Here is a 20,260-nt window from a genome sequence, read left to right on the forward strand (position 1 = left end):
ATGTCGCCCCGCAGCGGTGGGGTCGTCTTCATGCCCCCGTTCAGGCGGACAGCGTGGTATTCACCTTCTTGCCCGCGATCGTCACGTTGTTCAACTTCAGGTTGCGCACGTTGTACAGGAACCAGGGCTTGTCCAGGTTCGACGGCGTGCCGAAATCGCAGTCGGTGATGGTGATGTCGCGCACCGGCAGCACCTCGGGCCGCGGGTCCGGGCCGTTGTAGTCGAAGGCGACCGGCCCCAGGATCACGACCGCCTGGTAGCTCGAGAACCGTTTGCCGTCCTTGGTGGCGACGTTGCCGACCTTGACGTTGGAGATATGGACGTTGCTGACTTCCGGCGGGCGGATGCGCACGTTGTCGGCGCGCGGCGTGTAGTCGCAGTCGAAGGTGATCACGCCGCCGGCCGCCGCGGCCACCGAGCGGTCCGGGATCGGCGAGCCGGGCAGGGTGGCGTAGAACGAGGGCGTGGTCTGCACGCCGTTCGGGATGCTGACGTTACGCACGTAGAAGTGGCGCAGGAAGCCGCCGCGGTTCATGTTGGTCTTCAAGCGGATCGCGATGTTGAGCGGATTGGTGGCCCAGTTCTTGTTCTGGAACACCAGGTCCTGCGCATACACGTGCTGGATCCCGGCAGACATCTCGCTGCCCAGCGTCACCGCGCCGTGGCCACTGTGCATGATGCAGTGCTGGATCACGATGTTTTGCGACGGCCCGAATTGCGTATCCAGGTTCTTGCCGGCCTTGATCGCGATGCAGTCGTCGCCGGTGTCGAACTGGCAGCCGTCCACCAGCACGCCGTCGCAGGATTCCGGATCGAAGCCGTCGCTGTTCGGCCCGAGGCTGTTGGCATACACCTTGCGAATCGTGAGGTCGCGGCAGGCCACCGGATGGTGCTGCCAGAACGGCGTGTGCGTGACCTGGTAGCCCTGCAGCAGCACGCCGGTGCAGCCGACCAGGTGGATCATGGGCGGGCGCAGGTAGTGGCCGAGGCCGAACACGCGCTTTTCGATCGGCACGCCGGCTTCGGACAGGGCCGGCAAGAAGGCATCGTCGGCGCGCCATTTGTCGCCCTCGCCCTGGATCAGACGGCGTTTTTCATCTAGCAGGCCGGGTACGATCTCGGCCAGCGACTTCGGGTTATTCGGGTTCGGCTGGTTCTGGGCCAGCTTGCCCGGCACGTAGTTCGGCGACTTGTCCTGCGCCACCGAGTTGATCGTCATGTTCTTGCCCTTCCAGGTCCACCAGCAATCGCTGGAGCCTGCGAACGGCACGCCGCCCTGGCCGTCGAGGATGGCGGTCCAGTCGTCGCCGGTGAGGGCGATGTTGGTCTGGTTGTGGGCGTAGATCATCGACGAGAAATTCAGGCAATCGTTGCTTTGCCAGCGCGACACCACCAGCTTGCCGTTGGCGCCGCAGTCGACGTCGCCGTATTTGGCGTAGTCGCGCGGGTCGTTGCTGAAGTAGACGTGGGCGCCGGCCTGCAGGTGCACGTTCACGTTCGACAGCAGGACGATCGGACCTGCGCAGAACCAGTCGCCCTTCGGGATCACGACGCGGCCGCCGCCCTCGGCATGGCAGCGCGCGATGGCGTCGCGGATCGGCGCGTAGCAGTCCTTGCTACCAGGCGCCGGGGTCTTGACCGTTTCCTGCTCCTCGAACGAGATCCAGGCCTTGACCGGCACCAGGCGGCAGGGTGCGGCGCCGAAGTCGGTGATTGTATAGTCGACCTTGCGGAACTTGACCGGCATCTGCAGGCGGTCGGCGATGGCGCGTGCCTCCTGCCAGGGGTCGGCGGCCTGCGCGGCTGCGGCCTGCGCGGCTGCGGCACGGACCGCGGACAGCGGCAGCGAAGCGCCCAGCAGCGCCAGGCTGCCGGCCGAGGCGCCGCGCAGGAAGGTGCGGCGGTGGTTGAAACGGGTGCTCATGCGGTCTCCATCATTCATTGGTGTTGTTGTATTCGCCGAGGTAGACGTCGGGCGCTGCCGGGCGCACGGTCTCGCCCAACTTGGTGACCGGGTCGAAGCCGGCCTGCCGCAGGTTGTTCCACCAGTCGTCGGAACTGAACTGTGCCGGGCGGTGCGCCAGCGTGCCGTTGCGGTTCCATTCGGACCAGGGGTTGTCCTTGACGATGTGGGCGCCGATGCGCGAACGCAGGATCACCGCCTTGCCGACCGCTTCCAGCGTGCGCTTGCGGATGGTGCCGTTTGGCGCCTTATAGACGTCGACCTCGCCCAGGCTGCAGGTGTAGCCCTCGACCGGCACCCGGCCGTAGGGCGTGCAGCGCTGGTTGTGGAACCACTGGCGGGCGAAATAGAAGGCGGTGTCTTTCGCCTTGGCGGAAGTATCGCCGCTGAAGCGGCAGCCGTTGAACACCATGCCGTACTTCGCGCGGCGGCTGGTGTCCGGCGCCAGCGCGTACGAGGCCGGGCGGCCGCCGATCTGGTGCACGTCGCAGTCCTGGAAATAGGCGATGGTGTCGCCGAAGATGAAGTCGACGTCGCCTTCGATCCAGGTCTTGTGGAAGAAGCTGCGCGTCGTGTTCACGTAATCCTTCGAGCTGAGGAACAGCGTGTCCTGCAGGCCGAGCAGGGCGACCCCTTCGAACTGGGCGCGGTCGGCGCCGTCCACGCGCAGTGCCACCGCCTGGTGGTGCACGCGGTTGCCGCCGGTGGTGTCGGGGCAGTTGTCGCCCGTGCACTCGTTGTGCTTGACGCCGCCGTCGCGGTTGTAGACGTTTTCGATGGTGAGATTGCGCGCCTGGAAGCCGTCCGCCTGCACCCACACGGTGCTCGAGCCGTAGGTGCCCAGCACCGCCAAGTCCTTCAGGCCGTCGTAGAGCGCGCGCACGCCAGGCGCGGCCTTTGCGAACTGGGCAGCGTAGCGCTGGCGGTAGGCGGCGCCGGTGGTGGACGCATCCAGGCCGGCGCGGATGCGCGTGGCGCACGGATCGGGGCCGTCGCCGTACAAGGTGATCGGGGCGCCGCCAGCCGGCACGTACACCAGCTCGTCGTAGGTGCCTGGCGCCAGGCGGATATAGATACGTTTCTTGCGGCCGGTGTCGAGGAGGGCGCGGCTGACCGCCGCCTGCACGGTCGCGAAACGGGTCACGCCGTCGGCCGGCGCACCCGCATCCACCACGTAGTCGGGACTCAAGCGCGCCTGCGTGACCAGCGGGTCGGCCAGCGGATCCCACGGCTCGACACGCTCGTTGCCGACTGGACCGACGTACTTCAGCACTTCGCGATAGTCGTAGGCGCGGGCCTGTTCGGCGCTGAGCTGCGGCCGCGCATTGCGCGCTGGCTCGGCCGGGAAGGGCAGGAATTTCTCGCTGCACTCGATGTTGGCCGCAGCTTGCATATTTGGGGCATTGATTGGCGTGCCCGACAGCCGGGTGTGGCCCATCATGACTTGCGGCTCGTCCTGCACCGTCACGTCGCTCAGCGCCAGGTTCAGCGGGTGGGCATCGTCGTAGCCCTGCAGGCGCACGCGCGCCGGTCCCGGGCCGGTGCTGCGCACGCGCTCCATGCGGATATCGCTGTACGAAGGCAGCAGCTTGCCCGGCTGCCCCGTGTCTTCGTAGTGGGTGCTGATGTCGATCGGGGTCTTGATGCCGCGCATGCAGACGTCATGGTAGAGAATGCCGGACACGGTGCCGCCGCGCGTATCGTTGCTCTTGATGCGCAGGCCGGACGTGGTGCCGTCCATCGCCAGGTCGTCGACCAGCACCTTGCGCACGCCGCCATTGGTCTCGCTGCCGATCGAGATGCCGTGGCCGCTGTAGAAATGGTTGTGCAGGATCGAGACGTTCTCGGTCGGGCCGCCGTTGCCGGCCTTGATGGCGACATTGTCGTCGCCGGTGCGGATCCAGCTGTGGGCAATGGTGACGTTGCGCGAGGAAATCGGATCGATGCCGTCGGTATTGCGGGCATCGTGCGGGGTGTCGATCTTGACGGCCCATGCGGTGAAACCGTCGACCTTGTTCAGGGTGACGTGGAAGTTCGGCGAGTTCTTCAGCAGGATCCCGTACATCGTGAAGTCCTGCGACTGGTCCACCTGGATCAGGCGCGGCACGTTCTGGCGCGTCTTTTCTCGTTGCGCGCGGCGGGCGATCTGCCACCAGCTTTCCTCCTTGCCGGCGATCTTCTGGCCGCCCTGGCCGTCGATGGTGCCACGGCCCATGATGCCGCTGCCGCGCGTGTTCTCGGCGCTGATCAGCGGGCGGCAGCCCTTGCCCGAGGCGTCGTTGGTGCCGCAGGTGCCGGCGCCCCTGTCGAATAGCTTGGGATCTTGGCTGGCGTACAGCGTGGCACCGCCGTCCACCACCAGCGTCACGCCGCTTTTCAGCTGCAGCGGCCCGGAGACGAAGCTGCGCTTTTCGTTGCTGGCCGAGAGCACCACCGCATGGCCGGGGGCGCACTGGTCGATCGCGGCCTGGATGCGGGCGGCGTCGTCGCGGCCGCCGTTGGCCGCCTCGCCGAACAGCACCGCGCAGGCGGCCGGCAGCTTGGGTTCCTGGACGGCGCGGCTGTCTTGCGCATGGGCGCCGCCGCAGGACAGGCTGCCTAGCGCGGCGGCGATGGCGATGCGGCGCATCAAGGCTTGCCTCCGTCGATGAAATACGCGCGGGTTTGCGGAATCGCCTGTATTAGCTCACGCTCGACCATGCGCGCGAACAGGTCGGCACCCTTCTTGCCCAGGTGGGTGCGGTCGAAGGCGCTCTTGGCGGCGCCGGCGACTTCCACCTTGTTCGGATCGGCGGGTGCGGCGACTGCCGGCGGCGGCGGCGCCATCGCCAGCGTATCGGCTTCCTGCTGGCCCATGGCCTGCACCGCGCCGGCGCTGTCGGCATTCAGGTCGAGCAGCGCCGCATGCTCCTGCTGCGCCACCTTGCGGATGGCGGCGGCCCAGGGCGCCAGGTCGTCGCGCAGCCATTGACCCTTGAAGCTGCGGCGCGTGAGCGGCGTCACCAGCACCGGCACGCCACCAAGGGCTGTGGTCTCCTGCGCGTAGCGCGCCATGTTGGTGGGGAATTCGGTGACCAGGTCGGTCGAGCGCGGCGGCTTGCCCGGCTGGTCGTTGTGGCCGAACTGGACCAGCACATAGGTGGTGGTGGCGCTGCCGTTCTGCAGCAGGCGCCGGACTTCGTCCCAGCGCCCCTCGGCGCGGAAGCTCTTCGAACTGCGGCCGCCGCGTGCCAGGTTGACGCAATCGACCTGCGGCGTGAAGCGGGCGCACAGGGCGTCGCCGTAGCCGCTGTTGCTGGCCATGGTGGAGTCGCCCACCAGGATGACGCGCACCGGCGCTGCGGCGGCCGATGCCGCGGCGGCGGATGCCGCGGCGGCCGGCCCCGCCAGTGCGAGCGCCGCCAGTGCGGCAGGCGCGATGGTAAGTAATTTCATGGTGCTCCTCGATGAAGGCAAGCCGATACGGGATCGGCTCCCATCGGGCAGGGCGTGACCGGCGGCCGCGCCCTGCTCGTCGCTCAGCTACACATCCCGGAGCTTACTGGAAGTCGTAGGTCACGCGCAGGTTATACGCGCGTCCGGTCGGATTCGCCGCGCTGCTCAGGTAAGCGTAGCTGTACACCGTGTTGTTGGTGATCGGCGGCGCCTTGTCGAACAGGTTGGTGATGCCGGCGGTGACCGTCACCTGCTTCTGCGCACGCCAGGTGCCGGTCAGGTTCCACGCCGAATACGACGAGATGTCGCGGTAGTACTGCGGCGCCACCGCCACGTTGGCATCGCGGTACTTGCTGTTGAAGTTGTTGGTCAACTGGGCGCCGAAGTCGCCGTTTTCCCACGACAGGCGCAAATTGTGCTTCCAGCGGTAGGTGATGATCGGGTAGCTGGAGGTGGTGCCGTTGCTGGCCCAGCCGAAGCGGCCGACGTTCGACATCCAGGCGCCGTTCTCTTCCAGCTGGTTGTCGAAGCGGGTCAGCCAGGTGCCGTCCAGACCGATGCGGAAGGTACCGAAGCGGGTGCGCGGCAGGTCCCAGTTGCCCGCCACGTCGACGCCGCCGGCGATCTGGCCGCCCAGGTTCATCGTGGTGTTGTTGATGTAGGCGAGGCTGCCGTCGGCATTGCGCACGAACAGGTTCTGGTACTGGGCATAGTTGGTGAAGTAGACCGATTCCGGCAGGTTGGCCAGCATCTTCTTCATGTTGACCTGCCAGTAGTCGAACGACAGCGTGACCGCGCGGCTCGGCTCGAACACCACGCCCAGCGTGCCGCCCTTCGATTTTTCCGGCTCCAGGTTCGGGTTGGAACCGGTCAGCTTGTTCAGCTTGGCGTTGCAGACGTCGGCCGCGTTGGCGCCGGCGACGGCGGTGCCGGTGCCCGGAATGGTCGGGGTCCGGCTCGGGCACAGCACCGGGTCGTCCCAGCGCGCCGCGGTGGTGGTGTTGGCGACCGTGGTGCGGTAGCCGTTCAGGTCGAACAGGGTCGGGGCGCGGAAGCCGGTATTCGCGGAACCGCGGAACATCACGGTCTTGGCCGGCTGCCAGCGGAAGCTGATCTTCGGCGTCACGGTACTGCCGACGTCGCTGTACCTGTCGACCCGGACCGCGCCGTTCAGGGTGAGGGTCTTGGTGACCGGCGCATCCAGCTCGGCGAACACGCCGGCGATGTTGCGCGCGCTGTCGCCATGGCCCGTCACCGACTTGGCGTAGGTGATGTCGGTCGCCTGGGCCAGCTTGGTGTCTTCGTTGGTGTCGCGGTGCACGTCGGCGCCCAGCGCCAGCGCCAGGTCGCCGCCGCCGAGGGCCATCAGCGAGCGGCTGATGGTGCCGTCGACGCCGTAGTAGGCGGTCTTGGCGCTGCGGTTCAGCATGCCGTCGGCGGCGATCGAGTTCAGGTAGTCGCGGCCGGCCTGGTCCTGCAGCCCGAACGGGTTGAGGGTGCCATTGGCCAGGCCGTTGATCAGGCCGATGCCCGAGTAATAGCCCGACGCGAAGTACACCTTGCGCTGCGACAGGCCGTAGCTGGCACCGGTCCGGTAGTCCCAGCCGCCGACGTTGCCTTCGGCCGACAGCAGCAGGCGCTGGTTGACCTGGTTGTCGCGGGTGACGGCCGCGCCGTCGTCGGCAACCGCCCAGCTCACCGTCAGCGGCTGGCCGGTGACGCCGGCCATGGCCGGCACGCCGCCGCTGGCGCCCGGGTACCAGCGGCTGGATGCCGGCAGGATCGCCTGGCGCGAACCGACGGCAAGCACCTGGGTCGGGTTCTTGTAGCTGTAGATCGATTCGTCGCCGCGCGTGTATTCCAGGCTGACGGTGTGTTCGCCGAAGCGCTTGGTCGCCTTGCCGTACATCGTCAGCTGCTTGTTCGGGTACAGCGCGGTGCCGTAGGTGTCGTTGTCCAGCACGCAGGTGTTCTTGGCGCCCTGGATCGAGTAGGGCGCCAGGCAGCCGGCCGCGTAGTACGGGTTGGCGGCGTTCTTGTTGGTCGGCGTGGTGAAGTTGGCCGGGGTGGCGTAGCCGCCGCTGGCTGCGCTCGGCGCCAGGCCGATCGAGGTCAGGGTGGCCGCATCCGGCACGAAGCCGGCGCGGTCCGACATCAGGAGACGGCTGCGCTGGTGGAAGTCGACGGTGCCGTACATGTTCCAGCCGTCGTTCTGCAGGCTGCCCTTGCCGAAGGTCAGGGTCACGCGCTGTTCGTCGCCGCCGCCGTGGCGCTCCGGCTGCACGGCCTGGAGGGTGGCCGAGACGCCCTGGACTTCGCGCTTGGTGATGAAGTTGACCACGCCGCCGATCGCGTCCGAGCCGTAGATCGAGGACGCGCCGTCGCGCAGCACCTCGACGCGCGCCAGGGCGCTGATCGGGATCGTATCGAGGTTGGCGTAGCCGTCGGCGATGGCTTCGTTGGCCAGGCGGCGGCCGTTCAGCAACACCAGCGTGCGGTTCACGCCCAGGCCGCGCAGGTTGATGTTGGTGCCGGAACCGGCCTGCGACGGCGCCAGCGACGCCGATTGCGGCAGCGCCATCATCACGTCGGCCAGAGTAGTCATGCCCTGCTTGGCGAGTTCTTCGGCCTTGATGGTGGTGACCGGCAGCGCTTCTTCGGCGGCCAGGCGCTTGATGCTGGAGCCGGTGACTTCGACGCGCTGCATCGATGGGTCGGCCTGCTGCGCGGCGGCCTGCTGCGCCAGTGCGAACACGGCGAGGGAAATGGCGGAAAGGGCGATGGACTGCTTGCTACGCTTGGTTGGGTACTTCATGAAGCTGTCTCCTGGTTTTGATTCGATGCGACTCGATGACGTGGCGCCGTCGGTGTCCGCGGCGCCTTTGGTGTCGTTCCGGGCTTCTTGAAACTTGATGCTTGTGGCTGCTCTGTGTCGGGTGCTCCGCTTGAATGTCTGGTCCGTCCAGTCTAAATTGGTTTGGCCAGTTTAACAACTGGTCCAGCCAATATTTGAGCAGTTCTGATTTGTTGTGGTTGGGAACAGACAGTTCACGGATGTTCGCGGTAGCTGGTCTGGCCGCCGTCCTTCGGTACGAAGTGGTAGGTGCGCACCTTGTACTGGATCTCGAAGGCCGGGTTGGCCATCAGCTTGATCATCTCGGCGCCGGCCAGCAGGGTCGGGCCGTAGCCGTGCAGCGCATCCTTGCTGGCGGGGCGGTTGTAGTAATAGACCTGGTCGCCGGCGAAGGTGGTGCCGACGCAGGTGCCGTCGACCGCGCCGTCCTTGCCGATGCGCGTCGACAGGCCGGCCCAGCCGGCAAGCGCGATGTCGCCGTAGGTCGTCGGGCTGATCCAGCCCTGGTTGATCGCGTGGGCGTAGGTGTAGACGAAGATCGCAGTGGCCGAGGTCTCGAGGTAGGAGTCGTTCCGGTCCAGCATCTGGTGCCACAGGCCGCTGCCCGACTGCAGTTGGCCGATGCCGCGCAGCGCCTTGCGCAGCTGCGCCAGTACCTGCGGATAGCCCGGATGATCCTTCGGCAGCACGTCGAGCAGGTCGGACATGCTCAGCACCGCCCAGCCGTTGGCGCGGCCCCAGTAGAAGTGCGGCGCGTCCGGGTTGTTGGCGTTCCAGCCGTGGGTGTACAGGCCGTCCTTCTCGTCGAACAGGTAGCTGGAGAACTGCAGCACGTTCCTGACGGCGTCGTCGAAGTAGGCGCGCTTGCCGCTCATGCGTCCGAGTTCGGCCAGCGCCGGCACGCCCATGTACATGTCGTCGGCCCACAGCGACACCGCCTGCGGGCGCTCGCGCGCCAGGGTGCCGTCCTTCAGGCGGAACTGGCCCTTGGCGACCCAGTCGCCGCAGACCTTGATCTGGCTTGCCATGTCGGGACCGACCTTCGCCGCGCGCGCGCGCATCATGGCGGCGCACATCGAACCGGCGTCGTCCAGCGAGCGCGGATCGAGGAAGCGCGCGAAGCTGTTGTTGCGCTCGAGGTGGAAGCGCGCTTCCTGGGCGCGGAAGTAGGGCAGGCGATCGGCGAAGAACTGCAGGTGGCGCGCCGTGAGATCGGAGAAGCGCCTGTCGCCGGTGACTTCCGCGGCCCGCAGCATGCCGGCGTGGACCACGCCCATCTCGTAGGCCTGCAAGCCGAAATCGGCGTCGGTGGTGTCCATCACCGCATCCGCCACCGGGGTGCTGAAGTCGGTGATGGCCGCGCCGCCCTTCCTGTGCACCACGCGCGTCGGCGTATGCGACTCCATGTAGCCGCGCACGCGCTGCAGCGCATCGGTGATCTCGGCCGCCGTCGGCTTCTTGTACGGGACCGGATAGCTGCCCTCGGCGGTATCCTTGAGGTTCTTGTTGTCGGTATTGCGGAAGGGGCCGTCGGCGTGGGCCGCAGTGCTCAAGGCGAGGGCGATCAGGCTGGCGAGCAGCTTGGCGTTCAGATTCACCGTTGTCTCCGGTTGCATATCGTCGTGGTCGGCTGGCCGGATCTCTGGTGGACCGTGCTCATCCGTTTTATGGTCGGACCATTCTAAGTTGGTCTGGCCACATTGGCAAGGTGGACTAGCCGGATGTGGTGGCAGCGTGGCATACTGGACAAACCACGTGGCCCTGGATGGCTGCGCCGATGACAATGAGGAGACGCCATGAAGCTTGTCCGCAATGCGATGCTGGTGTGCGGCCTGTGCCTGCCCGTGCTGGCGCTTGCGCAGTCCGCGGCACCTTTGACTACGTCCACGCCCACGCCGGCGCCGGCGCCGTACACCGCCGCGACCACCTACGCGAAGCTGATCGGGAAGTACCCGTTCATCCGCATCGCCGGCAGCGAACTGCCGGCGTCGGTGCGTGCGGTTCGGGACATCGCTTATATGAGACGTGGTGAGCATGCGCTGCAGCTGGACCTCTACCTGCCGGCGCAGCAGGCGGCGGTGCCGGCTCCGGCGGTCGTGTTCGTGCACGGCGGCGGCTGGCAGACCGGCAACCGGGCGGAATTCGCGCCGATGGCGATCCGCATGGCCGAACGCGGCTTCGCCACCGCGACCGTCAGCTATCGCCTGTCGCCGGAAGCGCGTTACCCGGCCGCCATCCACGACGTCAAGTCGGCGCTGCGCTGGGTGCGCGCGCATGCGGGCGAGTACGGGATCGATCCGGCGCGGATCGCCGTCGCGGGCGGGTCGGCCGGCGGGCAGATCGCGAGCCTGGTGGGCGTCACCAACGGGGTCGCGCGTTTCGATCCGGACGGCGGGCCGGGGGCGGTGTCGAGCGCGGCGCAGGCCATCGTCAACATTGACGGCCTGTCCGATTTCACCTCGCCGGCGGCGCGCGAGAACGAGGACAATCCGGCCAAGCGGCCGACGGCGGCCGGGTCCTGGCTGGGCGGCAGCTATGCCGAAGCGGCAGACACCTGGCACGACGCCTCGCCGACCTTTCATGTAAGCGCGAAGACGCCGCCGATCCTGTTCATCGGCAGCGCGCAGGCGCGCTTCGCCGTCGGCCGCGAAGCGATGATCGAGAAAATGACAGCGCAGGGCGTGGCGGCGCAGACGGTGCTGCTGCCGGACACACCGCACAGTTTCTGGTTGTTCGACCCATGGCTGGCGCCGACGGTGGAGGCGACGGTGGCTTTCCTGCGCACGCGGATGGCGGCGGGCAGCGGGCGGCCGTAGCGCTGTCAGGTAACGAGCGACGTATCCATCCTCGGTCACCTCAAAGAAAGCTCGTCGAACCACCAGCCAGGTCGGACCTTGCAGCTGAGACGAATGATTTGCAACGACAATGCGTCAATGTAAGGAACTGCTGTCGTTCGCATATCGCTGTCTACCGATGCGGTCACTGTCGACCGCGCTGTTCGGCAAACGCTGCGGCAAAAATGACGAATTCGATGCATGGCGCCGCGATGCAAATCCGCAACATTGGCGCGCTGGCGTGTCCAACTGGCAGCAGGATTGAGCCCTTTCACGCGCCGTCCACCTGTATCCAAGATTATTCGCGTAAAGGCCACTGCCAGCCGCGAATCGCCCACCGACATCCAGCGAGCCCACGTCGCGATCCCTGAAACGTACTCCATCGTGCGGCAGGACACAGCTTCGTCGGAAGCACTGTGCCTGCCGCGTCCGGCGTGCCGGCCCCAATTCCGGGAGCCAAGAAAGCCATTGGGGGCCTCAGCTCGTCACCGACGGCAAACGCCTGTACCACCTGTTCCAAGATATTAAAAAGTAAAATTTGATTTTTTTGAGCAACATGTATTTATGTATGTTATCTTTGAGTTGCATCGAATAAGTACTACTACGCTGTGGCGGCTAGCCCGCCCGCTCAAAGAAGCGCGCTGTAAAAAAGCGATGTTTTGAGATAGATGTCGTGACAAATCATTAATAATAAACCAATCAAACCCTATGAAAAAAATGCATAAGTATCTCGTCACAGCTGTGTTCTCAAGCTTGTGCGGCGTAGCCGGCGCCACCCCGATCTTTTCCGTCACTTATGAGGCAGCCGGCGTCACCAACTCGACCGCGGCGTTTGCCACCAAAGGCATCGAGACCTTCAATAACAAAGGTGCTGGGCTGAACCAGACGTTCACGTCGACGTTTGGGATGAGCGGCGTCAACGCGATCACGGGTACTTATAAAAACGTGGACATCGCCGCACAGAATTTGTACGGCGGTGCTGACGGCAGCTACGCATTGACCTCGACCAATACCGCCTCTTCGGCGACCTACTCGCTGTCGCTGTCGAGTGCGCAACCGATCACCTATTTTGGTTACTGGCTCTCCGCGCTCGACGCGGGTAACCAGTTAAGCTTCTACAAAGGCAATGACCTGTTGTTCAGCTTTACGCCGGATGCCGTGTTGTCGCTGACTGGAAACTGCACAACGGCAGGCAACGCTTACTGTGGCAATCCCAAAACCGGCGAAAACAAAGGCCAGTCTTACGTTTTCCTGAATTTCTTCGATCAGGATGCGAGCGGCTTCGACCGCATCGTGTTCAACGAGACCGTCGCCTATTCCGGCTTCGAATCGGATAATCATACCGTTGGACGCTTTGTCACCACGAGCGGCACCGAACTGAACAAGGTGCCGGAACCAGGCACGCTGGCGCTGCTGGGACTGGGTGTCCTTGGTCTGGCGAGGGCGCGAAAGCGCAAGAAGCTGTAAATCTGCATCAGTGTCGCGGCCGCTCTGATGGCCGCGCCGGCACTGGCGGCGAGAGTCTTGCAAGCAGATACCCATCATATTCCACAACTCGGTTTCGTTCGCCAGAGGGTTGGCCTAGCTTGCAAGCGTCCAGGCGAGCTGCATCCCGATCGAGCATTCGCTGCGGAAGCGCATCGGGCCTGGTTGCGGGCTCCAGGTATTGCCGCGTTTAGCGGGCCACGAGGCAGATGCGAAGCAAGCCAGGGTCAGTATCTTTTTGTTGCATAAAGAGAAGATCAGTTGCTGTGGAGTATTCCCGCAGGGACTTTATCTGTAAAATATTTAAGTTGCATCAAGTCAACAACCTCCTCGTCCGGCGTCGACGAGTGGAGGGCTGCGCAACTTAACGTGTTTGGAGATAGACGGTGAAAGTAAGGGAATTCCGGGCCGCAGGAGCACAAGGCGGTTTTACGCTGATCGAGCTGATCGTCGTCATCGTTATCCTTGGCATCCTGGCCGCGACCGCGCTGCCGAAGTTTGCCAACCTCAGCAGCGATGCCCGCAAGGCTACCGTCCGCGCTGCCGGCGGATCACTGGCTTCGGTTAGCGCCATGACGCATGGGAAGTCGCTGGTCACCGGTTCCCGCAACGCACCTGTCGGTATGGAAGGTGTTGCCGTGGCGATGGTCATCGGCTACCCATCCTCTGCCGCCACCACCGCCACTGCCGCCGGCTTGACCGACGACGACTGGAAGATCAAGGTCAATGGCCGTGACCTGATCGTGTCGCCGAAGAGCGCCGCCGATGCCGACACCTGCAATGCGATCTATTCCGAGGCAACGTCGGTCGGTGGCGTGGTCACGCCGGCGCGGGTCGCCATCGTCGATAGCGGCTGCTGAGACAGCGGTAGCTCAACCGCGCGAGAACGTCCGCGTCACCCGGTCGAGGTGCGCCCGCATCGCCAGCCTGGCTCCCGGCACATCGTGCGCCGCGATTGCCGCCAGGATATTCCGGTGGTCGATCAGCGTCTGCTGGCGCAATTCCTCGGTCTGGAAGTGTTCGGTCAGCTTGTGCCACAGGGTGCCGCGCTGATTCCACAAGTAATCGATTACACCGACCATCGCACTGTTGCCGGAAGCCCGTGCGATCGCCAGGTGGAAATTGCGGTCGGCCGATTCGTTGTTGCCAAGGTCTTCGTGATGCTGTTCCATCTGCTCGACGGCGACCAGGATCGCGTCGATGCCTGCATCGGTGGCGTTCTTGGCGGCCATCGCGGCGACTTCGACTTCGATCATGCGGCGCGCCGCCAGCACTTCGAACGGGCCGGGGCCGGCCGGGCGCACTTCGGGCTGGGGCGGGGCTTGCTCGCTGACATAGACGCCGGAGCCGCCGCGCACTTCGATGATGCCGCCCAGCTCGAGCGCGATCAACGCTTCGCGCAGCGAGGTGCGGCTGACGCCCAGCTTGATGGCGAGGTCGCGCTCGGAGGGCAGGCGCTCGCCCGGCTGGATGTTTTCTTCCTTGATCAGCTGCTCGATCTTGCCGGACACAACCCGATACAGGCGCGGTTCAGCCACAATCGCTTCGTGCAACACGGTGTTTCTCTTCATTATTCAGTGTCCAGAAAGATCGCAATGGCGAATCTTAGTTTGGGCGCAGAAATGTTGCAAGTGCAGTAACCCAAGCGATCAGCGGCATGACAATGGTGGCCTCAGCGGACGTAGCTCGGGTGGCGCTTGCGGATGTCGTCGATGTTGCGCAAGGTACCCGATAAATGGCGCCGCAGCACTTCCTGGGCGCCGGGAGCGTCGCCGCGTTCGATCGCATCCACCAGTTCGGTGTGGTCGCCCAGCACGCGCGCCAGCTTGCCCGGCGACGGCAGGTCGAGGCGGCGCAGGCGGTCGATGTGACCGCTCTGGCTGCGCACCATCTGCCACAGGTTGGGCACGTTCGCGGCGACGTACATCATCTGGTGCATGGCCTGGTCGGCCAGGCTGAATTCGTGCAGGTCGTCTTCCGCCGCGACCAGGCGCTGGCGGGCCAGGTTCGACCGCAGTTTCGCGATCAAGGCGGCGTCCTGGCGGGACGCGAGGGTATTCACGACTTCGAGTTCAATGGCATTGCGCAGGAAGTGGGCCTCGCGCGCCAGTGCAACTTCGATCGGCCGTACCACGGTCGCATACTGCGGGAAGATGTCGACCAGGCCTTCTTCGCCGAGGCGCTGCAGGGCGTCGCGGATCGGCGTCTGCGACAGGCCGAAACGCGCCGCCAGTTCGGTGCGCGACAGTACCGTGCCCGGGGTCAGCGTCATGTCGATGATCATGTCGCGCAAGCGCTCGAATACCTGGGGCGCAGCGTGGCGCGAGCGGTCGAGCGTGAACTCGGGCAGTTCGAGGGCGGCATGCATGGCGGTGGTCGGTCTTCGGCGAATGAGATAGCGACATCATAAGCGATTTCCATCCACGCAAACACTTTGACACACTAATACATTAGTGCTTTAATGCTTCAACGCCAAGCCATCGCCTTCGAGATCATCATGACAAAGAAAACACCCGAGACACTTCGCAGCGCCCGCTGGTTCGCCCCCGACGATCTGCGCTCTTCCGGCCACCGTTCACGCATCATGCAGATGGGCTATTCGCCCGAGGAGTTCATGGGCAAGCCGGTGATCGGTATCATCAATACCTGGTCCGACATCAATCCCTGCCACGCTCACTTCAAGCAGCGTGTCGACGACGTCAAGCGCGGCATCCTGCAGGCCGGCGGCTTCCCGATCGAACTGCCGGCCATCTCGCTGTCGGAAAGTGCGGTCAAGCCGACCACGATGATGTACCGCAACCTGCTGGCGATCGAGGCGGAAGAGCTGATCCGCATGCACCCGATCGACGGCGCCGTGCTGATGGGCGGCTGCGACAAGACCACGCCGGGCCTTCTGCTGGGCGCCACCAGCGCCGCCGTGCCCTGCATCTTCATCCCGGCCGGCCCCATGCTGCGCGGTAACTACAAGGGCCAGGTGCTGGGTTCCGGCTCGGACGCCTGGAAGTACTGGGACGAGCGCCGTGCCGGCAACATCACCGACGAGCAGTGGACCGGCATCGAGTTCGGCATCGCGCGCAGCCACGGCACCTGCATGACCATGGGCACGGCCAGCACCATGATGGCGATCGCCGAATCGATCGGCATGACGCTGCCGGGCGCGTCGTCGATCCCGGCCGCCGACGCCAACCACATCCGCATGTGCGCCAACGCCGGCCGCCGCATCGTCGACATGGTGTGGGACGACCTGACCCCGGATAAAATCCAGACCCGCGACGCCTTCGAGAACGCGATTGCGGTGGCGATGGCGATGGGCTGCTCGACGAATGCGGTGATCCACCTGATCGCGATGGCGCGCCGGGCTGGCCAGCAGATCGGGCTGGAAGATTTCGACCGCATCAGCCGCATCGTGCCGGTGATCGCCAACATCCGTCCGAGCGGCGAGAAGTACCTGATGGAAGACTTTTTCTATGCCGGCGGCCTGCCGGCACTGATGAACCGCATCCGCGACAAGCTGCACCTGGACTGCATGACCGTGAACGGCCAGACCATCGGCCGGAACATCGAGGGCGCCGAGGTGTACAACGACGACGTGATCCGCACCCCGGACAACGCGCTGTACCAAGAAGGCGCGCTGGCGGTCCTGAAGGGGAACATCGCCCCGGGCGGCTGCGTGATGAAACCGAGCGCCTGCGAAAAGCGCTTCTACAAGCATACCGGCCCGGCGCTGGTGTTCGACGATTACCCGAGCATGAAGGAAGCGGTCGAACGCGACGACCTCGACGTCACCGCCGACACCGTCATGATCTTGCGGAACGCCGGTCCGCGCGGCGGTCCGGGCATGCCGGAGTGGGGCATGCTGCCGATCCCAAAAAAGCTGGTCAAGCAGGGCGTGCGCGACATGCTGCGGATGTCCGATGCGCGCATGAGCGGCACCAGCTACGGCGCCTGCATCCTGCACGTGGCGCCGGAAGCCTACCTGGGCGGTCCGTTCGCGCTGGTGAAGACCGGCGACATGATCTCGGTCGACATCGCAGAGCGCTCGATCCACCTCAACGTGAGCGACGAGGAACTGGCGCGCCGCCAGGCCGCGTGGCAGGCGCCGCCGCCGCGTTTCGAACGCGGCTACGGCTGGATGTTCTCGCAACACATCCGCCAGGCGAACGAAGGCTGCGACTTCGATTTCCTGCAGACCGATTTCGGCGCGGCGGTGAAGGAGCCGGACATCTTCTGATACCCGCGGCAAGCCGTACCGCCACTATAAATAGAAGCAACGGAGACACAGCATGAAAAAAACCCTCGCGACAGCCGCCGCGCTGGCAGCGTTCGCCAACCCGGCCCATCCGGCCTGGGCGCAGACTAACGTAGCGATCTACGGTGTCGTCGACGCCGGCCTCTCCTTCGAAGCCGGCAACAAGGACGGCGCGATCACCAAGGTTACCGGCGGCGCCGCGTCCGGCTCGCGCCTCGGCTTCCGCGGCACCGAGGACCTGGGCGGCGGCACCACCGCCATGTTCCTGCTCGAGAGCGGGATCCAGGCCGACACCGGCGTCTCCGGCCAGGGCGGCGTGCTGTTCGGACGCCAGGCCTTCGTCGGCCTCGGCAACAAGGACCTGGGCAGCGTCACCTTCGGCCGCCAGTACGCGCCGCACTACCTGGTCGCGGTGTTCGCCGACCCCTTCGTCTCCGGCACCGCGGCCGACGAAAAGAACCTGATCAACGCCGTCTCGAACGGCGGCCGCATGGACAACAGCGTCAAGTATGCCAGCCCGGTGTGGAACGGCGTCAGCGGCGAACTGGCCTATGCCGCCGGCGAGATCGCGGGCGACCAGACGGCCAACCGCTCGCTCGGCTTCTCGCTGGGTTACGACCGCGGTCCGCTGGCCGTGCGCCTGGCCTTGCACGACCACAGCAACGACACCGCGACGCTACGCCTGGCCAGCGCGCGCAATGCGCTGCTGGCGGCGACCTACGACTTCAAGGTGGCCAAGCTGTACCTGGCCTACGGCGTCAACAAGGGGCCGCTCAGCTCGACCCTGCGCAACGCCAACAACCCCTACGGCTACGCCGTGACGCTGACCTCGGCCGGCATCACGCGCGACAGCACCGACGCCCTGGTCGGCCTGAGCGTCCCGATCGGTGCCCACACGCTGCTGGCGTCGTGGATCCACAAGGACGACAAGGAGGCGCGCCACCAGGACGCCGACCAGGTCGGCCTCGGCTACCGCTACAACCTGTCGCGCCGCACCGACCTCTATACGATCTACGCACGCATGCTGAACAAGCGCGGCGCCAGCTACACGCTGGGCAACGCGGCCGACGGCGGCAGCGGCGACCGCGCCATCAACCTCGGCATCCGCCACCGCTTCTGAATTACGACTATCCCAAGGAGAACACCATGCAAGCAATGAACGAAGCCACCCGCCAGAAGTTGAAAAGCGTCAGCGTGGCCACCCTGTGTACGGCGCTGTTCAAGCGCGGCCTGCGCAACCAGTACATCCAGGACGTGCGTCCGCTCAGCGCCGACAAGGGCACCATGGTCGGCGAAGCCTATACGCTGCGCTACATCCCGGCACGCGAAGACTTGAACCCGATCACCGTGTTCCAGGACCGCGCCCACCCGCAGCGCAAGGCAGTGGAAGAGTGCCCGCCGGGCGCCGTGCTGGTCATCGACAGCCGCAAGGATGCGCGCGCCGCGTCGGCCGGCTCGATCCTGGTGTCGCGCCTGATGGTGCGCGGCGTGGCCGGCATCGTCACCGACGGCGGCTTCCGCGATTCGCCGGAGATCGCCGCGCTGGCGATCCCGAGCTACCACGCCCGTCCGTCCTCGCCGACCAACCTGACCCTGCACCAGGCGCTCGACATCAACGTGCCGATCGGCTGCGGCGACGCCGCCGTGTTCCCGGGCGACGTGATCGTCGGCGATGCCGAAGGCGTGATCGTGATCCCGGCGAACATCGCCGACGCGATCGCCGACGAGGCGGTCGAGATGACCGCGTTCGAGGATTTCGTCACCGAACAGGTGCTGGGCGGCCGCTCGATCCTGGGCCTGTACCCGCCCACCGATCCGGACGTGAAGGACCTGTTCGCGACCTGGCGCCAGGCGAAGGGCCGCTGATATGGTGAATGCCGAATCCATCATCGGTAATACCTTCGTGCGCGGTGCCGAGGGCGAGTTCCGCGCCGTCGACCCGTCCAGCGGCGCCGAGATCGAACCCGCCTTCGGCCTGGCCGGCAGCGCCGACGTGGAACGCGCCTGCACGCTGGCCCGGGACGTCTTCGACGCCTACCGTGCCACCACGCCGGATGCCCGCGCCGACTTCCTCGAATGCATCGCCCGCAACATCCTCGACCTCGGCGACGACCTGATCGAGCGCGCGATGCAGGAATCCGGCCTGCCGCGGGCCCGCCTCGAAGGCGAGAGCGGACGCACCGTCGGCCAGCTGCGCCTGTTCGCCGCAACCGTGCGCGAAGGCGGCTGGATGGACTTGCGCATCGACGAAGCCATGCCGGCGCGCCAGCCGCTGCCGCGCGCCGACCTGCGCCAGCGCCACATCGGCCTGGGACCCGTCGCGGTGTTCGGCGCCTCGAACTTCCCGCTGGCGTTCTCGGTGGCCGGCGGCGATACCGCATCGGCGCTGGCGGCCGGCTGCCCGGTGGTGATCAAGGCGCACGGCGCCCATCCCGGCACCTCGGCACTGGTCGGGCGCGCCGTGCAGGCCGCCGTGCGCGACTGCGGCCTGCCCGAAGGCGTGTTCTCGATGCTGTTCGCGTCGAACGAGGTGGCGATCCGGCTGGTCACCGACGCCCGCATTAAGGCGGTCGGCTTCACCGGCTCGCGCCGCGGCGGCCTGGCGCTGGTGGCGGCGGCCAACGCGCGCCCGGAACCGATCCCGGTGTATGCCGAAATGAGCAGCATCAATCCGGTATGCCTGCTGCCCGCCGCACTGGGCCGGCGCGCGGCCGGCATCGGCCAGGGTTTCATCGCGTCGCTGACGCTGGGGTCGGGCCAGTTCTGCACCAACCCCGGCCTGGTACTGGCGCTGGCCGGCCCGGATGCCGACACCTTCCTCGCCGCCGCGGCCGACGCACTGGGTGGCCACACCGGCACCACCATGCTCACGCCCGCCATCCACGGCGCCTACTGCGCCGGCGTCGAGCGCTTGCGTGGCGTGCCCGGCGTGACGACGGTCGCACGCGGCCGCGCCGGCAACGGTCCGCACGCCGGCCAGGCTGCGCTGTTCACCACCGGCGCGGCCGCCTTCCTGGCCGATCCGGCGATGCAGGAGGAGATCTTCGGCGCCAGCGCGCTGGTGGTACTCTGCACGGATATGGAAGAGATGCGCCGCGTGCTCGAAGCCCTCGAAGGGCAGCTGACCGCGACACTGCAGATGGACGACGACGACATCGACCACGCCCGCATGCTGCTGCCGGTACTGGAGCGGCGCGCCGGCCGCATCCTGGTCAACGGCTATCCGACCGGCGTCGAAGTCAGCGACGCGATGGTGCACGGCGGCCCGTTCCCGGCGACCTCCGATGCGCGCGGGACCTCGGTGGGCACGCTGGCGATCCGGCGCTTCCTGCGTCCGGTGTGCTACCAGGACTTCCCGGCGGCGTTGCTGCCGGCGCCGCTGGCCGCGCCCGAGGCGTATCCGCGCCGCGTGAACGGCAGCCCGCTGCTCGGGGCATGAC

The 20,260-nt window shown here is 66.1% G+C and carries 14 protein-coding genes; 7 read left to right on the plus strand and 7 right to left on the minus strand.

The window, feature by feature from the left end; translation table 11 throughout:
• Positions 1 to 40: 40 nt before the first annotated feature.
• From U1H99_RS29185 to U1H99_RS29205, 5 genes are all read right to left on the minus strand, one after another.
• Entirely contained in the window at positions 41 to 1,924 is a 1,884-nt protein-coding gene (locus U1H99_RS29185) for a glycoside hydrolase family 28 protein (RefSeq protein ID WP_323145000.1), read from the minus strand.
• A 10-nt stretch (positions 1,925 to 1,934) separates the two neighbouring features.
• The gene (locus U1H99_RS29190; protein ID WP_323145001.1) at positions 1,935 to 4,592 is read right to left on the minus strand and encodes a pectinesterase family protein; all 2,658 of its coding nucleotides are present in this window, start codon (positions 4,590 to 4,592) and stop codon (positions 1,935 to 1,937) included.
• Positions 4,592 to 5,398 (minus strand): rhamnogalacturonan acetylesterase, encoded by an 807-nt coding sequence (locus U1H99_RS29195; RefSeq protein WP_323145002.1) that lies wholly within the window; start codon positions 5,396 to 5,398, stop codon positions 4,592 to 4,594. Before U1H99_RS29195 ends, U1H99_RS29190 begins: the two co-directional genes overlap by 1 nt.
• Before the next feature lie 103 nt (positions 5,399 to 5,501).
• Positions 5,502 to 8,213 carry a TonB-dependent receptor gene (locus U1H99_RS29200; RefSeq protein ID WP_323145003.1) on the minus strand — a complete coding sequence of 904 codons (2,712 nt, stop codon included), beginning with the start codon at positions 8,211 to 8,213 and terminating at the stop codon, positions 5,502 to 5,504.
• Positions 8,214 to 8,446: 233 nt separating this feature from the next.
• Positions 8,447 to 9,850: a glycoside hydrolase family 88/105 protein gene (locus U1H99_RS29205; RefSeq protein ID WP_323145004.1), complete on the minus strand. Its 1,404-nt coding sequence runs from the start codon at positions 9,848 to 9,850 to the stop codon at positions 8,447 to 8,449.
• A gap of 198 nt (positions 9,851 to 10,048) precedes the next feature.
• Here U1H99_RS29205 and U1H99_RS29210 point away from each other — a divergent pair, with 198 nt between their 5' ends.
• The 3 genes from U1H99_RS29210 to U1H99_RS29220 all read left to right on the plus strand — a co-directional run bounded on the left by U1H99_RS29210 (position 10,049) and on the right by U1H99_RS29220 (position 13,431).
• Positions 10,049 to 11,068 carry an alpha/beta hydrolase fold domain-containing protein gene (locus U1H99_RS29210; RefSeq protein WP_323145005.1) on the plus strand — a complete coding sequence of 340 codons (1,020 nt, stop codon included), beginning with the start codon at positions 10,049 to 10,051 and terminating at the stop codon, positions 11,066 to 11,068.
• A gap of 726 nt (positions 11,069 to 11,794) precedes the next feature.
• Complete coding sequence (locus U1H99_RS29215; protein ID WP_323145006.1) at positions 11,795 to 12,553, plus strand: Npun_F0296 family exosortase-dependent surface protein; 759 nt, start codon at positions 11,795 to 11,797, stop codon at positions 12,551 to 12,553.
• Between the two features lie 404 nt (positions 12,554 to 12,957).
• Entirely contained in the window at positions 12,958 to 13,431 is a 474-nt protein-coding gene (locus tag U1H99_RS29220; RefSeq protein ID WP_323145007.1) for a type II secretion system protein, read from the plus strand.
• Positions 13,432 to 13,443: 12 nt separating this feature from the next.
• On the opposite strand, the gene U1H99_RS29225 is transcribed toward U1H99_RS29220, so the two are convergent.
• Both U1H99_RS29225 and U1H99_RS29230 read right to left on the minus strand, forming a co-directional pair.
• Positions 13,444 to 14,142: a FadR/GntR family transcriptional regulator gene (locus tag U1H99_RS29225; protein ID WP_323145008.1), complete on the minus strand. Its 699-nt coding sequence runs from the start codon at positions 14,140 to 14,142 to the stop codon at positions 13,444 to 13,446.
• A gap of 101 nt (positions 14,143 to 14,243) precedes the next feature.
• Positions 14,244 to 14,939 carry a GntR family transcriptional regulator gene (locus tag U1H99_RS29230; RefSeq protein ID WP_323145009.1) on the minus strand — a complete coding sequence of 232 codons (696 nt, stop codon included), beginning with the start codon at positions 14,937 to 14,939 and terminating at the stop codon, positions 14,244 to 14,246.
• A gap of 129 nt (positions 14,940 to 15,068) precedes the next feature.
• On the opposite strand from U1H99_RS29230, the gene araD reads away from it, so the two are divergent.
• From araD to U1H99_RS29250, 4 genes are read left to right on the plus strand one after another with little or no spacing between them, the layout of a single operon-like run.
• Positions 15,069 to 16,802 (plus strand): L-arabinonate dehydratase, encoded by a 1,734-nt coding sequence (gene araD / locus U1H99_RS29235; protein WP_323145010.1) that lies wholly within the window; start codon positions 15,069 to 15,071, stop codon positions 16,800 to 16,802.
• Between the two features lie 52 nt (positions 16,803 to 16,854).
• Positions 16,855 to 17,940 (plus strand): porin, encoded by a 1,086-nt coding sequence (locus U1H99_RS29240; protein ID WP_323145011.1) that lies wholly within the window; start codon positions 16,855 to 16,857, stop codon positions 17,938 to 17,940.
• A gap of 35 nt (positions 17,941 to 17,975) precedes the next feature.
• Complete coding sequence (locus U1H99_RS29245; RefSeq protein WP_323145056.1) at positions 17,976 to 18,686, plus strand: ribonuclease activity regulator RraA; 711 nt, start codon at positions 17,976 to 17,978, stop codon at positions 18,684 to 18,686.
• 1 nt (position 18,687) lies between these two features.
• Positions 18,688 to 20,259, plus strand: a complete 1,572-nt coding sequence (locus U1H99_RS29250) for an aldehyde dehydrogenase (NADP(+)) (RefSeq protein ID WP_323145012.1) — start codon at positions 18,688 to 18,690, stop codon at positions 20,257 to 20,259.
• Position 20,260: the final 1 nt, after the last annotated feature.

The sequence above is a fragment of the Massilia phyllosphaerae genome, assembly GCF_034659755.1.
Classification (GTDB): Bacteria; Pseudomonadota; Gammaproteobacteria; order Burkholderiales; family Burkholderiaceae_D; genus Telluria; species Telluria phyllosphaerae.

Bases quoted from the DNA above. Each gene is read 5' to 3' on its own strand.
- U1H99_RS29245 (WP_323145056.1), top strand. From the start codon at position 17,976: ATGAACGAAGCCACCCGCCAGAAGTTGAAAAGCGTCAGCGTGGCCACC.
- U1H99_RS29210 (WP_323145005.1), top strand. From the start codon at position 10,049: ATGAAGCTTGTCCGCAATGCGATGCTGGTGTGCGGCCTGTGCCTGCCC.
- U1H99_RS29185 (WP_323145000.1), bottom strand. From the start codon at position 1,924: ATGAGCACCCGTTTCAACCACCGCCGCACCTTCCTGCGCGGCGCCTCG.
- araD (WP_323145010.1), top strand. From the start codon at position 15,069: ATGACAAAGAAAACACCCGAGACACTTCGCAGCGCCCGCTGGTTCGCC.
- U1H99_RS29215 (WP_323145006.1), top strand. From the start codon at position 11,795: ATGAAAAAAATGCATAAGTATCTCGTCACAGCTGTGTTCTCAAGCTTG.
- U1H99_RS29230 (WP_323145009.1), bottom strand. From the start codon at position 14,939: ATGCATGCCGCCCTCGAACTGCCCGAGTTCACGCTCGACCGCTCGCGC.
- U1H99_RS29200 (WP_323145003.1), bottom strand. From the start codon at position 8,213: ATGAAGTACCCAACCAAGCGTAGCAAGCAGTCCATCGCCCTTTCCGCC.
- U1H99_RS29240 (WP_323145011.1), top strand. From the start codon at position 16,855: ATGAAAAAAACCCTCGCGACAGCCGCCGCGCTGGCAGCGTTCGCCAAC.
- U1H99_RS29225 (WP_323145008.1), bottom strand. From the start codon at position 14,142: ATGAAGAGAAACACCGTGTTGCACGAAGCGATTGTGGCTGAACCGCGC.
- U1H99_RS29195 (WP_323145002.1), bottom strand. From the start codon at position 5,398: ATGAAATTACTTACCATCGCGCCTGCCGCACTGGCGGCGCTCGCACTG.
- U1H99_RS29250 (WP_323145012.1), top strand. From the start codon at position 18,688: ATGGTGAATGCCGAATCCATCATCGGTAATACCTTCGTGCGCGGTGCC.
- U1H99_RS29190 (WP_323145001.1), bottom strand. From the start codon at position 4,592: ATGCGCCGCATCGCCATCGCCGCCGCGCTAGGCAGCCTGTCCTGCGGC.